The sequence below is a fragment of the Clostridium sp. C2-6-12 genome (assembly GCF_009928485.1).
In the GTDB taxonomy this organism is placed as follows: Bacteria; Bacillota; Clostridia; order Clostridiales; family Clostridiaceae; genus Clostridium.
Map to the genome: position 1 here is coordinate 61,498 of NZ_JAABNP010000014.1, position 14,495 is coordinate 75,992.

At 29.0% G+C, this 14,495-nt stretch carries 11 protein-coding genes and 1 pseudogene; 9 read left to right on the forward strand and 3 right to left on the reverse strand.

All coding sequences use genetic code 11. The features are described 5' to 3' along the window. Nucleotides 1–125 precede the first annotated feature (125 nt). On the reverse strand, nucleotides 126–971 hold the full coding sequence (locus tag GXK56_RS13250) for a Spo0B domain-containing protein (RefSeq protein WP_160688112.1): 846 nt from the start codon (nucleotides 969–971) through the stop codon (nucleotides 126–128). Nucleotides 972–1,226: 255 nt separating this feature from the next. On the opposite strand from GXK56_RS13250, the gene GXK56_RS13255 reads away from it, so the two are divergent. The 7 genes from GXK56_RS13255 to GXK56_RS13285 all read left to right on the forward strand — a co-directional run bounded on the left by GXK56_RS13255 (nucleotide 1,227) and on the right by GXK56_RS13285 (nucleotide 10,181). Beyond that, complete coding sequence (locus GXK56_RS13255; protein ID WP_160688114.1) at nucleotides 1,227–1,658, forward strand: MarR family transcriptional regulator; 432 nt, start codon at nucleotides 1,227–1,229, stop codon at nucleotides 1,656–1,658. Between the two features lie 55 nt (nucleotides 1,659–1,713). After that, a complete protein-coding gene (locus GXK56_RS13260) occupies nucleotides 1,714–3,453 on the forward strand; it encodes an ABC transporter ATP-binding protein (RefSeq protein WP_160688116.1) in 1,740 nt (579 codons plus the stop codon). Beyond that, a complete protein-coding gene (locus GXK56_RS13265; RefSeq protein WP_160688118.1) occupies nucleotides 3,440–5,374 on the forward strand; it encodes an ABC transporter ATP-binding protein in 1,935 nt (644 codons plus the stop codon). The genes GXK56_RS13260 and GXK56_RS13265 overlap by 14 nt, the downstream gene beginning before the upstream one ends. 656 nt (nucleotides 5,375–6,030) lie before the next feature. Continuing rightward, on the forward strand, nucleotides 6,031–6,381 hold the full coding sequence (locus GXK56_RS13270; RefSeq protein ID WP_160688120.1) for a PilZ domain-containing protein: 351 nt from the start codon (nucleotides 6,031–6,033) through the stop codon (nucleotides 6,379–6,381). A gap of 114 nt (nucleotides 6,382–6,495) precedes the next feature. Then, nucleotides 6,496–6,813, forward strand: coding sequence for a metalloregulator ArsR/SmtB family transcription factor (locus GXK56_RS13275; protein WP_160688122.1), 318 nt, complete (start codon nucleotides 6,496–6,498; stop codon nucleotides 6,811–6,813). A gap of 182 nt (nucleotides 6,814–6,995) precedes the next feature. After that, complete coding sequence (locus GXK56_RS13280) at nucleotides 6,996–8,045, forward strand: NADH:flavin oxidoreductase (RefSeq protein WP_160688124.1); 1,050 nt, start codon at nucleotides 6,996–6,998, stop codon at nucleotides 8,043–8,045. A gap of 435 nt (nucleotides 8,046–8,480) precedes the next feature. After that, entirely contained in the window at nucleotides 8,481–10,181 is a 1,701-nt protein-coding gene (locus GXK56_RS13285; RefSeq protein WP_160688126.1) for a methyl-accepting chemotaxis protein, read from the forward strand. A gap of 259 nt (nucleotides 10,182–10,440) precedes the next feature. Here GXK56_RS13285 and GXK56_RS28740 read toward each other — a convergent pair whose 3' ends face one another. After that, nucleotides 10,441–11,034, reverse strand: coding sequence for a class I SAM-dependent methyltransferase (locus GXK56_RS28740; RefSeq protein ID WP_347707955.1), 594 nt, complete (start codon nucleotides 11,032–11,034; stop codon nucleotides 10,441–10,443). Nucleotides 11,035–11,109: 75 nt separating this feature from the next. Then, nucleotides 11,110–12,015 (reverse strand): annotated as a pseudogene (locus GXK56_RS28745) (cysteine synthase family protein); the annotation flags it as partial. Between the two features lie 781 nt (nucleotides 12,016–12,796). On the opposite strand from GXK56_RS28745, the gene yqeC reads away from it, so the two are divergent. Together yqeC and yqeB are read left to right on the forward strand one after the other, a co-directional pair. Continuing rightward, nucleotides 12,797–13,603 (forward strand): selenium cofactor biosynthesis protein YqeC, encoded by an 807-nt coding sequence (yqeC, locus tag GXK56_RS13295; RefSeq protein WP_160688130.1) that lies wholly within the window; start codon nucleotides 12,797–12,799, stop codon nucleotides 13,601–13,603. Nucleotides 13,604–13,679: 76 nt separating this feature from the next. Then, nucleotides 13,680–14,471 carry a selenium-dependent molybdenum cofactor biosynthesis protein YqeB gene (gene yqeB / locus GXK56_RS13300; protein ID WP_160688132.1) on the forward strand — a complete coding sequence of 264 codons (792 nt, stop codon included), beginning with the start codon at nucleotides 13,680–13,682 and terminating at the stop codon, nucleotides 14,469–14,471. The last annotated feature ends 24 nt before the right edge of the window (nucleotides 14,472–14,495 follow it).

Here is a 14,495-nt window from a genome sequence, read left to right on the forward strand (position 1 = left end):
GTATAATAATCTTTCTAATAAAGTTTAGTAATATAAAACTTCTGAAATATACATTTTTGAATTTGAAATGTCATTTATAAAGATTGTAATATAACTAATTAAAAGATATAGACCATAAGCTTATTTTATTTGGGAAGAACAATTTCAAAGGAAGTTCTTTTTTCGTTTGAAATAACCGAAATTGAACCATTAAATTTTTCAACAATATCTTTAACTATAACAAGACCTAGACCTTCACCCTGTTTATCTTTAGTAGTAAAACCTTCTTTGAATATATTATTCATAATTTCTTTAGGTATAATATCTCCATTATTTGAGATGTTGATTCTTATATTTTCTAAGTTTTCTGCAAATTCTACAAGCATATATCTATCATTAGGTTTTTCTTTTAAAGCAAAGATACCATTGTCTATTATATTTCCAATCACCCTGCAAAATTCCCATGGTTCCATATTTAGTGATTTTAAATCACTTTTAATTTCAAGTTCCATTTCAATGTTATTATTTTCTGCCATTTGCAATTTCGCTTGAAGTAGAGCATTTACAGCTGGCTTAGAAGTTTTTAATGCCTTGCTGACTCTAACAATATCCTTGTAAACAGGTTCAATATATTTTCTTGCCTCATCAAATTCTTCAAGTTCCATTAAGGAATAAATAACTTGAATGTGATTTAAATAATCATGTCTCTGGCTACGAAGTGTTTTATTGAAGTTTTCAAGATAATTTATAGTATCTATTAAGTTGCTGCTGCCTTTCTTAAATAAAAGGCTATAAAATATTATTCCTGTAATAATACTATTAACGCCTGTACTTATTGCAATAGCATAAATAATAAAATTTCCTTCAATCATATATGGATTATTATTTTTGAAATAAATAAATAATGAGACAAAAACTACTTGTATTATATTCAAAAGTATAGATACTAAAATTATTTTGGATATATTGTAGGTTTGTTTTTTTAATGTCATATGCTCACTCCTTATTAATATATTTTACCATATTTTATATTGATTTAGGGAAAATATAGATTGAATAATATAATTTGACTTCTGAAAATTAAGCTAAGTAGGATAGTAAAGCTACAAATGTTTTGATATTCTTTAATATATTTAAAAATAATTTAGGTTTAAATAATTTACTTTATTGCATATTGACATGAATTTTAATTTAGCCTATAATAAAAAAATGTTAGAAGTCTAACAAATTATACAGGAGCGTGAAGTATGGATAAAAGAATACATATTGGGAAAAAAATAATTATTTTATCTGCAAAAATTCGTAGGAAACTGGATAATGAAACTGCAAAATATGGTATAACAGGTGTTCAAGGCAGGATACTTGGTTTTATTAGCCATAATTCTGAGAAAAGAGATATATTCCAAAAAGACATAGAAGAAGAGCTTGATGTTAGACGTTCTTCTGTGACAAGTGTACTTCAATTAATGGAGAAGAAGGGTATCTTAGAAAGAGTGAGTGTTTCCAAAGATGCAAGATTAAAGAAGTTAGTTCTTACTGAAAAAGGTAAAGAAATTCAAAGAAATGTTCATGACCATATTTTAGAGCTTGATAAATCCTTGAGGGACGAATTAAGCGATGAAGAGTTTGATCAATTAGTTTCATTAATTGATAGATTATCCAATAAAATTGCTGATTAGGGCAAATTTTTTTTGAAAAAATATTAGTTAGAAACCTAACAAAAGGAGGATTATTATGATAAAAAAATTAGCTGGTTATATAGCTGAATTTAAAAGAGACACAATGTTAACACCATTATTTGTTGCACTAGAAGCAATAATGGAAACAATTATTCCTGTATTAATGGCATCAATAATTGATAATGGAGTAAATAAAGGAAATATGAAATATGTATATAGCTTTGGAGCTATAATGCTAGGTGCATCTTTTATGTCTCTTGCATGTGGTGTTTTATCAGGAAAATTTGCAGCTAGTGCTTCAACTGGTTTTGCTAGAAATTTACGAAAAGGAATGTATTACAATATACAAGATTTTGCTTTTTCGAATATAGATAAGTATTCTACAGCAGGACTTATAACAAGACTTACAACAGATGTAACCAATGTTCAAAATGCTTTTCAAATGTTAATAAGAATGTTTGTAAGAGCACCATTTATGCTTATTTTTGCAATGTCAATGAGCTTTTATATTAATTCAAGATTGGCTTTGGTATTTTTAGGAGCAATAATTTTCTTAGGATTGGTATTATATTTTGTAATGACAAAAGCACATCCATATTTTTTGGAAGTTTTTAAGAAATATGATGATTTAAATGCTAGTGTACAAGAAAATTTAACTGCTATTAGAACTGTAAAGGCGTATGTAAGAGAAGAGCATGAAACAAACAAGTTTTATAAAGCTTCAGAAACTTTATATAACTTTTTTATAAGAGCTGAAAAATTAATAATAATTAATGGACCAGCTATGCAGTTTGCAGTTTATACTTGTATTTTACTTCTTTCTTGGCTTGGAGCAAAGATGATAGTTGGTAGTTCAATGACAACTGGCGAGCTTATGAGTATGTTTGCTTATACGACTAATATAATGATAAGTCTTATGATGATATCTTTTGTTTTTGTAATGGTAATTATGTCAAAATCATCTGCAGAAAGAATTATTCAAGTATTAGATGAAAAAAGTGATTTGACTAATCCAGAAAATCCAATATATGAAGTAAAAGATGGAGCTATCACATTTAATAATGTAAGCTTCTCATATAGCAATGATAAAGATAAGTGTGTTTTAGAAGATGTAAATATAAAAATTAATTCAGGTGAAACTATAGGAATTATTGGAGGAACGGGTAGTGCAAAATCTACATTAGTTCAACTTATTCCAAGATTATACGATACAACAAGTGGAACTGTTGAAGTTGGTGGAATTGAAGTTAAAAAGTATAATATTGAAACTCTTAGAGATGAAGTTTCAATGGTATTACAAAAGAATGTATTATTTTCTGGAACTATAAAAGAAAATTTAAGATGGGGAAAGAAAGATGCATCTGATGAAGAAATAATTGAAGCGTGTAGACAAGCTCAGGCTGAAGAATTTATAGAAAATTTACCAAATAAATATGATACTTACATTGAGCAAGGTGGAAGTAATGTATCAGGAGGACAAAAGCAAAGGTTATGTATAGCAAGAGCCCTTCTTAAGAAACCTAAAATATTAATTTTGGATGATTCAACAAGTGCAGTAGATACTAAGACTGATGCTTTAATTAGAAAGGCATTTAAAGAAACAATTCCAGATACTACAAAGATTATAATTGCACAGCGTATTTCTTCAGTAGAAGATGCAGATAGAATTATAGTATTAAATGATGGTAAAATAGATGGCTTTGGATCTCACGAGGACTTATTGAAAAATAATGAGATATATCGTGAAGTTTATGAATCTCAGGTGAAGGGAGCTGATAATAATGAGTCAAAATAATGCTAAGCCAAAGGCAGTTCGTGGACCAGGTGGACGTGGTGGACACGGTCGAGCTAAAATGAGTAAAAATTCTTTAAAGACTTTAAAAAGATTGCTGATATACATACTGAAGGAATACAAACTTCTATTTAGTATGGTAATAATGATGATAATTATAAGTTCGCTTGCTAATGTTTATGGAACAACCTTTATAAAAGACTTAATAGATAAGTATATAGCACCATTATTAGGGCAAAGTTCTCCTGATTTTGGACCATTACTTGAAATGATGGCAATGATGGCATTTGTTTATTATGTTGGTGTTATAGCAACATATGCATATAGCCGTATGATGATGTACATTTCTCAAGGTTCTCTAAAAAGGATAAGAGATGATATGTTTTCACATATGGAGACATTACCAGTTAAATTCTTTGATACACATGCTCATGGAGATACAATGAGCCTTTACACAAATGATACTGATGCTTTAAGACAAATGATCAGCCAAGGTATACCTCAACTATTATCAGCAGTTATAACAGTAATTGGTGTACTTATTGCTATGATTCGTTTGAGCTTACCACTAATTATAGTCGAAGCATTAATTATATTATTAATGTTTAAAGTTACTAAAACTATTGGTGCTAAAAGTGGAAAATACTTTGGACTTCAACAAAAAGATTTAGGTTTAGTTAATGGGTATATAGAAGAAATGATGGAAGGACAAAAAGTTGTTAAAGTATTTTGTCATGAAGAAGAAGCAAAAATTAACTTTGATAAGTTAAATGATGAACTTTTCAATAGTGCAAATAATGCAAATAAATATGCTAATGTCTTAATGCCTATTATGGGGAACATAGGATATATTAATTACGTTTCAGTTGCAATTGTTGGTTCTATTTTAGCCATAAGTGGTTTTGGAGCATTTACTTTAGGAGCTCTTGCAACCTTTCTACAATTAACAAGAACCTTCAGTCAAACAGTAAATCAGATGTCACAACAATTTAATTTCGTAATAATGGCATTAGCTGGAGCTGAACGTATTTTCACACTTCTTGATGAAAAGAAAGAAATGGATGAAGGTTATGTAACTTTAGTTAATGCAACTGAAGATGAAAATGAAAACTTAACCGAGGCTAAAAAACGTACTGGAATTTGGGCATGGAAGCATCCACATGAAGATGGTACAACTACATACACTAAGCTTAATGGTGAAGTAGTATTTGATGATGTAGATTTTGGTTATAATGATGAAAAGATCATACTTCATAACATAAAACTTTATGCAAAACCAGGACAAAAGATTGCCTTTGTTGGGGCTACAGGTGCTGGTAAAACTACAATTACAAACTTGATAAATAGATTTTATGACATACAAGATGGTAAGATTAGATATGATGGCGTAAACATAAATAAAATCAAGAAAGATGATTTAAGAAGATCTCTTGGAATTGTACTTCAAGATGCACATCTTTTCACAGGAACAGTTGCAGATAACATTAGATATGGTAAACTGGATGCTACAGATGAAGAAGTACGTGCAGCAGCGAAACTAGCAAATGCAGATCAATTCATAAAACATCTTCCAAAGGGATATGATACAGTATTAACTGGAGATGGAGGAAGCCTTTCACAAGGTCAAAGACAATTATTAACAATAGCAAGAGCAGCAATTGCAGATCCACCTGTTTTAATACTTGATGAAGCTACTTCAAGTATTGATACAAGAACAGAAAAAATTGTACAAGATGGTATGGATAAGCTAATGAAGGGCAGAACAGTTTTTGTAATTGCTCATAGACTTTCAACAATTAAAAATTCTGATGTAATTATGGTACTTGAACAAGGTAGAATAATTGAAAGAGGAAATCATGATGATTTAATTGCAGAAAAAGGTAAGTATTATCAATTGTATACAGGAGCTTTTGAATTATCATAAAATAAAGAAACACTCTGTAATTATGACGAGGTGAGAAAAGTCATTATTATAGAGTGTTTTATGTTTTATAGGAATTTATAGAATTTTATAATTTAAAATTAGTTTAATAACTTTTTTATAACAAAAAGTCACTGCTTAATATAATTAAGCAGTGACTTAAACGTTTAAATTAAATTTAAAAATCAGATCAAAAATACCGGTACTCCAATTTTGCCACCTATCCCCAGATAGGTGGGTGCTCGCACAGATGACTCAATCCCTTTCAATGTCATATTATATATGGACATCATATGAAAGTACATTTTCTCATCTAAATATTGAACTCCCTCAATTAATATGTAGGTTCAAAATAAGAGCTTAGCGCATATTTCAGAAGTTAGATTCATTAAAAAAGAATTTATATCTTTCTTTAAAGTAATAATAGCACATTTATAGTTATAGTTCAATAGATATGACTATGGTATTTTAAACCTTTAAGTGAATATTTAGCAAGTTTTTATTATGGCTTGATTGGTTAGAAAACTAGTAATTAATTAATAAAATTGTTAGTTTTTTAGAAAAGCAATTTTTATGAGAAACTTTTTTGATTTTAGATTATAATATTCTTAGGAGATATTATAGATGGAATTAATATATGGGTAAGGAAGGAATAAACGATGAAAGGATATAGTAATGTAAATAAAAAAGAGCTTGTATTTAAAAAAGAACGTAGAATAAATGGTAGATATAAATATAATAATAAATTTAAGATAGAAAGTATAAATATGAAAAAAGCAAATATAGAAGTTCAAGGAATAGATCTTTCTATGGATGGTATAGGATTTTTATCTGAGATAAATTTTAAAATTAATGATATGCTAGAAATTGCATTCCAATATAATAAGGTTACTATTCCTGCTCTTATTAAAGTACAGCATGTGAACTTATACGATTCAGGCTTTTATATTGGAGGTCAGTTTGCTGCTTTGCAGGATTCATATAGAAGCATATTAAAAGATTTAAAGTGATTACAAAACCTATTTTTCCTCTAATAAAATAGTATATTGCATTTATTAAAAACCATATGATAATATTAATTAAGTTATAAAATATAGAATTATTTACGAAAGAAAGGATAAAAAATGGATGCAGTAAAGATTTTTAAAGCACTAGGAAATGAAACTAGATTGAATATATTATTATGGTTGAAAGATCCACAAAAGAATTTTGCTCCACAGATACATTTATCTGTAATGGACGATTTTCAAGGTGGTGTATGTGTAGGATCAATAAGAAAGACAGCAGGGCTCAGTCAGTCTACTATATCAGGATTTTTATCTATATTAGAAGAGGCAGAACTTGTAGAGTCAAGAAACATTGGTCAATATACATATTATAGAAGAAATGAAAAAACCATAAAAGAAATATCTAAATGGATTAAAATTGAATTAGAAAAGTAAGAAAAGAGTAATAAATAAATTAGCCTAATTTGCTGAACTTTTATTTATTGCTCTTTAAAATTTTTATCTTGTAATGAAACTTTAATTGTGTTAATCTGTATTTAACGATTTTATTTATCGGTAATTACAGATTAATTAAATCTGTATATTCAGATTAAAAAAGTAATGGGAGTGTGGAGAGTTTGGAAAAGTTATTTACAGAATTTAAAATTAAGGGAATGAAAATTAAGAATCGTATTTGTGTACCTCCAATGGTTGTTGGATACACAGAAGATGGATATGTGGCAGAAGAAAACATAGAGCGTTATAGAGCATTAGCAAAAGGTGGAGCTGGGCTAATAATTCAAGAAGCTACATGTGTTAGTAAAGAGGGAAAATTATCAAGAACACAGCTTGGAATATGGGAAGATGGACAAATTGAAGGCCTTAAAAAAATAGTAGATGCAGTTCATGGAGAAGACTGTAAGCTATTTATACAAATTCATCATGCAGGAGTTGTTGGAGTATCAGAAAATCCATTATGTCCTAGTCCATATAAGTTTAGAGATACTATTGGAACAGAAATGACTATAGAAGATATAAAAACTATACAAAAGGATTTTATTGAAGCTGGAAGAAGAGCTTATGAAGCGGGGTATGATGGGATTGAACTTCATGGCTGTCATAGCTACTTAATATGTCAGTTTTTTAATAAAAAAGTAAATGTGAGAAATGATGAATATGGGATAAATCGCGAAAAATTTGTATTAGAAATTTTAGAAGGAATTAGAAAAATAACTTCAAAGGAATTTATAATTGGAATTCGTTTAGGTGGCTTTGAACCTACAATAGAAGATGGAATAAACCATGCTAAGATTTTAGAGGAAAATGGAATTGATTTTCTTGATATTTCATATGGATTTTTAAGTGAATTGGAAATACAAGTAAGTGAAGGGTACAAGTTCTCTGCGGCTGTTTATGCAGCAGAACAAATTAAAAAAGAAGTTTCTATTCCGGTATTTGGAGTTGATAAAATACATTCAATTGAAACTGCAGAAGAAATATTAGAGGAAACAGGTATTGATATTGTTGATATTGGTAGAAATTTTCTTATAAATCCTAATTGGGCAAATGACGCCAAGGAAGGAAAGAATAGTGGCAAGTGCTTTAACTGTCCAAAATGTGGATGGCATGGGGATGCAGATGCAGTTTGTCCAGGAAAAATTAAGTTTGAGAAAGATTCTAGTAAGTAAAATGAATTAAAGTCTGTTTTAAGTAACTATTAATAATATAAAATAAATTTAGTTTCAGCAAGTGGTTTTGAAAAATCAAAATTACTTGCTGTTTATCAATTTAACGAGTTTTCTGCTAAATTAACTAGGTTTATATTATTATAAATCAGAGAATAAACAATCTGAATTATATGGGAATTTTATTTCTTTGATATTAAGCAATATATAATATTGTTAAAATTTTGTTAGTAAAATTTATAATATAAGCACGATGTTGACATGAAAATTAGGCGACAGTATAATTATACTTAATAAGTAAAAATTAACTAAAATCAAATAATAAGTGGCTTACAATAATAAACTTCATTTCAGATTTGAAAGTTTATCTTACAAAGTAAGCTGTTTTTTTATATAAAATTTACTTTGATATATGATTAAAGAAGGGAATGTTGTATCATGATAAAAGGTATAAAGCTAAAAATATTGTTACCATTAATATCACTTAGCTTGTTTTTTTTAGTATTTATGATAATGCAATTTAACTCTACAAGTACTAATTTAAAAAAAGTACGGGAGATGAATAATAAGTACTTTTATACAAGCACTAAAGCTGATGAACTAAAATTAGATGTTGTACAGGTTCAGCAATGGCTTACAGACATAAGTGCAACAAGAGGAGCAAAAGGATTTGATGATGGATTCGATGAAGCAGAAAATTTTGCTAAGGGTGTAGAGCGTGTTTTGGGTGAGCTTAAAGAAAAAAATCCAGAAAGTGCAAGTGAATTAGATAACATACAAAAAAGTTTTAAGCCTTATTATGAAACAGGAAAGAAAATGGCACAAGCTTACATAGATGGTGGTCCTGAAAAAGGAAATTTATCTATGGATGAATTTGATTCTACTGCAGAAAAGATTAATGAGGAAGTTGATAAATTTAATGAAGTAGCTTCAAAAAATATTGAAACTTCTATAAATAGTATTGAAAATGATATAAGAAATACAATAATTTTAATAGGAATATCTGTTTTAGCCTTAGTAATAATATTTGTTTTAACTTGGAGATATATTTCTAAAAATATTGTTACACCAATAACTACAATACTCTCAAAACTTAATGAAATGTCTAATAATGGCGGAGATTTGACTCAAAGAATAGATTTTTATAGCAATGACGAAATTGGTGAAATGGCAAAAAGCTTTAATCTAATGCAGGATGCTTTTAGGCAGATTATCCATGTTGTTATTAATGAATCAAGAAATGTTGAAAATAAAGTTGAAAAGACTAATGAAAATATAGATAAGTTATCTGAATTAATTGAAGGAGTTTATGCTACAACGGAAGAATTATCAAGTGGTATGGAAGAAACTGCTGCGTCAACAGAAGAGATGAGTAATACTACGTCTTTAATTAACTTAGATATAAAAGGAATTGCAGAAAAAGCAAAAAAAGAAGCTGAAAACTCTAAGCTAATTAAAAATAGAGCTAACGAACTTAAAAATAAAGCAGTTTATTCTATGGAAAATGCCAAGAAGATTAATTCACAAACTCAAAGTAAGTTGTTAGAAGCTATTGAAAAATCTAAAGAAGTAGAAAAGATAAAGGTTTTATCAGAAGCTATTTTAGAAATTGCATCTCAAACAAATTTATTAGCATTAAATGCATCAATAGAGGCACAAAGAGCAGGAGAAGCAGGAAAAGGCTTTTCAGTTGTAGCAGAAGAAATTAGAAAACTTGCAGAAGATTCTAAAAATACTGTATCAGAAATAAGTAATATTAGTAATGTTGTTATGGGAATAGTAGAAAATTTGGTTTCTACTTCTCAAGATATGATTAAATTTATTAATGTGGATGTAATAAATGATTATGAGATGATTGTTAAAACTGGTGAGCAGTATAGTGAGGATGCATCCATGGTTTATGATATGACAACAGAATTTAGCAATAAATCTAATAAGACGCTAGAGGCTATGATTAGAGTTGTTGATGCAGTAAAGCAAATAAATGATTCAAATAGTGATTTGGCTGATGGAACCAATAATATTGCAGAAAATATGAATACAATATCTGAAAGTTCAGGAAATGTTGTTGAATTAATTAAGGAAGTTAGTGTAAGTACCAATAAGCTGGTTGGAATGGTTAATAATTTTAAAGTATAACCATAGCCTTAAAAATTCTGTGACATATATATGGAGTATTAAATTTAGGAGCTGTGCAATTGCAACAGCTCCTTTTGCAGTTATTAAAACTTTACTTAAATATATATGTCCCATAAAATTTTATTCATCAAAATTAAATTTCTATAAAAGTAGATTTTACAGCCCGTTTGACGTAGTGCTCAAAGATTTTTAGATGAAAATATTTTAATAACAGAAGGTTCAGATGGACGTATATTTTTCATTATATGCATGTTACAATTTAAATTAATTTAGCAGTTAGTATCCAAACAAATTTATTCATTTGTTGGAAGGTTACAATGAAACCTTCAGCTTCAAATAATTTTTTTAAGAATTTACAAGTTGAATAAAATTCTGTCTCAAGATCATGAGCTAGAGCTAGGAAGTTCTTACTATAGCTATCTTTTATTATAGATTCTCTACTTTCAATAGAATCATACATGGTATCTGTTATTATTATAGTTCCATTCTTCTTGAGTTTGCTTTTTAGTAACTTAATTGACTCTTCTTTTTCAGAGTCTGTAAGATGGTGAAAGGCATAACTGCTAATAATAGCATCAATACTATTATCATCAATAGGTAAGGATAAAAATGTTCCTGGCAGGAAGGGTATTAAGGGTGCTTTTTTTAAAGCAATATTACGCATCTTAGCATTTGGCTCAATACCTATAACATTATAACCAGCCTTTGATACAGCTAAGGTTAAATTTCCAGTACCTGCACCAATATCAAGGATTTTAGCATCTTTAGATTTTGAAATATGCATAACAGTTTCATCTAATATTTCTGTATAATTTTTAAAAACCTCTTCATACTCCCCGTTTTTATTATACACAGTTTCATCATAGTTATCTGCCCAATCATCAAATAGAGCATTAAAACGAAAATCAGATAACTTTATAGAAAAATCATATAAGTTTTGACTAAAATATCTATCACTCCTATCTGGTAAAATAACAACAATGTTACTTTTTATTTTTGTTTTATATGCCTGACGTATAGCACCAGCTACAGCAGCACCAGAGGATGAACCAGCTAAAATGCCTTCTTTTTGTGATAAAAGACGTACAAAATACATAGATTCATCATCAGGTATCTTTTCAACTTCATCTATATAATTTATATCAAAAATACTAGGAATGAAGTGATTTCCGATACCTTCTACCTTGTAAGTACCTTCTTCACCACCACCTAATATGGAACCCATTGGATCACTTAAAACTATTTTTATATCAGGATTTTTTTCTTTGAGATATGACGCAATTCCAACAATTGTTCCACCAGAACCAGCCCCAGCAACTAAAATATCAATTTTACCATCTAATGCATCATAAATTTCTTTACCAGTCTTTATATTTGCAGTTACATTAGCAGGGTTATCAAATTGCTTTGGAACAAATGAGTTTGGAATTTGTTTTGCTAATGCATTGGCTTTTGCTACTGCACCTTCAATTCCTTCTGAAGCGGGAGTTATTATGAGTTCTGCCCCAAGAGCTTTCATCAAAATTTGTTTTTCAATAGAAAATTTTTCCGGAATGACAATTATTAAATGATATCCTTTTTCCAAAGCAGCCATGGCAAGACCAATACCAGTATTACCAGCACTTGCTTCTATAATTGTATAACCAGGCTTTAAAAGACCTTGTTTTTCAGCAGCATTTATAATTTCCATTCCTATTCTATCTTTAATACTCCCGCCCGGATTTAAGTATTCCAGCTTAGCAAAGATATTTACATTATTATTTGGTGATATGTGGTTGAGCTTTAGCAATGGCGTATTTCCAATTAAATCTCTAATATCATTAATATAATTCATTAATATCACTCCTTACCTATAAAGTACCTGCATGTACTGATTTGGAATAAAAATTCATAAAGATCGCCTCCTAAACTTATAATTGTGATAATTCATAGTTGTCCGATATTTGCTGTTGATTATGGGAATGAGCTCACAATAAATTCAAAGCTTAATAAATATATATTTTAAAATCTACTAAACATGTATGATTAATAGAATATGCAGTTATAATATGAATGTTACTAGACTACTTCATTATTTATATTTAGCCATGTGAAAATCTAGGTGTTAATTTATATCAATATTTATAATTAAAGCTTGATTAGATAACTAGTGCTATAAGAATTAATTCCACATACAAATGAAGTATGAAACTTTGAGTTGTTAAAACTTAACAAATTCAAAATGGTGAAAAATGAATATCCAGCTGGAACGTTTATTTTTCATCATTAATTATTCTTCAATTCATATTATTTAACAGTCTTTGACTAATACATAAAGTTTATATACAATTAATTTAGCTTATATTTAAGAGTTAGTTATTGAATATACAGATAAAGAAAAAGTTCAATTGAAATTTAAAAATAAGCTGCGAAATATATTAGGAGATAAGATCTTAATGGAGTAGGTTATAGGTAATGTAATTTTAAATGATCTAAAATTTACTATAAAACAATAAATTGCCTAAATAAAAATTTAATGGAGTTTTAATACCAATGGATATATTATATTAATTATAATACTGTAAATTTAAGAAGGATGAGAGCGGCAAGTTTTATTATAAATTGATAGGTGATGTATGAAAATTTTTGAGTTTTGTAATGGAGAAGTAAAAGAAAGACAATTAATTATAGATGCATTAAAAATAGATACTAATAAAAAGCATATAATTTCCTTTGTTGGAGGGGGAGGCAAAACCAGCTTAATATATGAATTAGGAAAAGAATTAAGCAGAGAAGGGAAGAAGGTAATAGTAACAACTACTACTCGTATGTTTATGCCTGAAAATAAAGTAATACTTACAGGAAAAAGAGAGGATATTATAAGGTTATTACATAGTGAAAATATGATTACAGCTGGAATGGTAGATCATGAAGAAAAGGTAAAAGTTCAATCTAATGAATTGAAAGCAGAAAGTACATCTTATAATATGGAAAGAAATAAAATTAAAATAATGGGATTACCTGAGGAGATAGCTGAAACTTTAATAGATTTAGCTGATTTTGTGCTTGTTGAAGCTGATGGTTCAAGAAGATTACCGTTAAAAATGCCAGCAGAGCATGAACCTGTAATACTCAAGGGAAGCAACATGGTTGTTGGAGTATGTGGAATTGATGCAATAGGAAAGACAATTAAAGAAACTTGCCATAGACCTAATATAGTGTCAGAGTTTTTAGAAACAATGGAAGAGCATATTATAAATGAAAGTGATGTTGCTAAAATATTATTAAGCCATAAAGGTCAAAGAAAAAATGTAAATTGTGATTATAAGGTTATTGTAAATAAAGTAGATAACGAGGAAAGACTTGAGATAGGAAAAAAAATCTTTCATGAAATTTCTAGATTAGGTGGAGAGGGATTGGTACTAACAACTTTTAAGTCTTAAAGTCTAATATGTGCTATATAAAAATAAGAAAAATTCAGATTAATAATGAATACCAATTATGTTAAGGAGTTTACATATGATAATATTAATAAAAGGTGCAGGAGATTTAGCAACAGGAGTTGCTCACAGATTAAAAAAATGTGGTTTTAATATAGTAATGACAGAAATTTCAGAGCCAACTACAGTTAGGAGAACAGTAGCTTTTTCCCAAGCTGTATATGATAAAGAAATAGAAGTAGAAGGAATTAAAGCCGTGTTGGTTCAAGGAAAACAGGATATATATAAGACCATAGAAGAAGGTAATATTCCAGTAATAGTAGATAAAAAAGCTGAAATTATTGAGCAAATTAAACCTGATGTAGTAGTTGATGCAATAATAGCTAAGAGAAATTTAGGTACTAAAATTAATGATGCTGAAATTGTAATTGCCCTTGGCCCAGGATTTACTGCAGGAGTTGACTGTCACTGTGTTATTGAAACCAAAAGAGGTCATTACTTAGGAAAGGCAATATATAGTGGAGGAGCAATACCTAATACAGGTGTACCAGGAGCTATTGGAGGTTATACAACTGAGAGACTAATAAGGGCAACTTGCGATGGAATAATTTCACCTGTATCAAAAATAGGGGATTATGTGAGAAAAGGGGATATAGTTGCTTATGTAGATGAAGCTCCAATATACGCTGAAATAGATGGAATAGTTAGAGGAATGCTTCAAGAGGGAATTAAGGTATTCAAAGGAATGAAAAGTGGAGATATAGATCCAAGATGCGAAAAGGATCATTGTTTTACTGTTTCAGATAAGGCGCGTTCTATTGGTGGTGGTGTTTTGGAGGCTATTTTATATTTAAATAACATGAGAAAATAAATAGATTTATACAAAGATGTAAGG

What these genes read in the sequence shown, in the direction of transcription:
- yqeC (WP_160688130.1), top strand. Translation starts at nt 12,797, where the DNA reads ATGAAAATTTTTGAGTTTTGTAATGGAGAAGTAAAAGAAAGACAATTA.
- GXK56_RS13255 (WP_160688114.1), top strand. Translation starts at nt 1,227, where the DNA reads ATGGATAAAAGAATACATATTGGGAAAAAAATAATTATTTTATCTGCA.
- GXK56_RS13285 (WP_160688126.1), top strand. Translation starts at nt 8,481, where the DNA reads ATGATAAAAGGTATAAAGCTAAAAATATTGTTACCATTAATATCACTT.
- GXK56_RS13275 (WP_160688122.1), top strand. Translation starts at nt 6,496, where the DNA reads ATGGATGCAGTAAAGATTTTTAAAGCACTAGGAAATGAAACTAGATTG.
- GXK56_RS13265 (WP_160688118.1), top strand. Translation starts at nt 3,440, where the DNA reads ATGAGTCAAAATAATGCTAAGCCAAAGGCAGTTCGTGGACCAGGTGGA.
- GXK56_RS13260 (WP_160688116.1), top strand. Translation starts at nt 1,714, where the DNA reads ATGATAAAAAAATTAGCTGGTTATATAGCTGAATTTAAAAGAGACACA.
- yqeB (WP_160688132.1), top strand. Translation starts at nt 13,680, where the DNA reads ATGATAATATTAATAAAAGGTGCAGGAGATTTAGCAACAGGAGTTGCT.
- GXK56_RS13270 (WP_160688120.1), top strand. Translation starts at nt 6,031, where the DNA reads ATGAAAGGATATAGTAATGTAAATAAAAAAGAGCTTGTATTTAAAAAA.
- GXK56_RS13250 (WP_160688112.1), bottom strand. Translation starts at nt 971, where the DNA reads ATGACATTAAAAAAACAAACCTACAATATATCCAAAATAATTTTAGTA.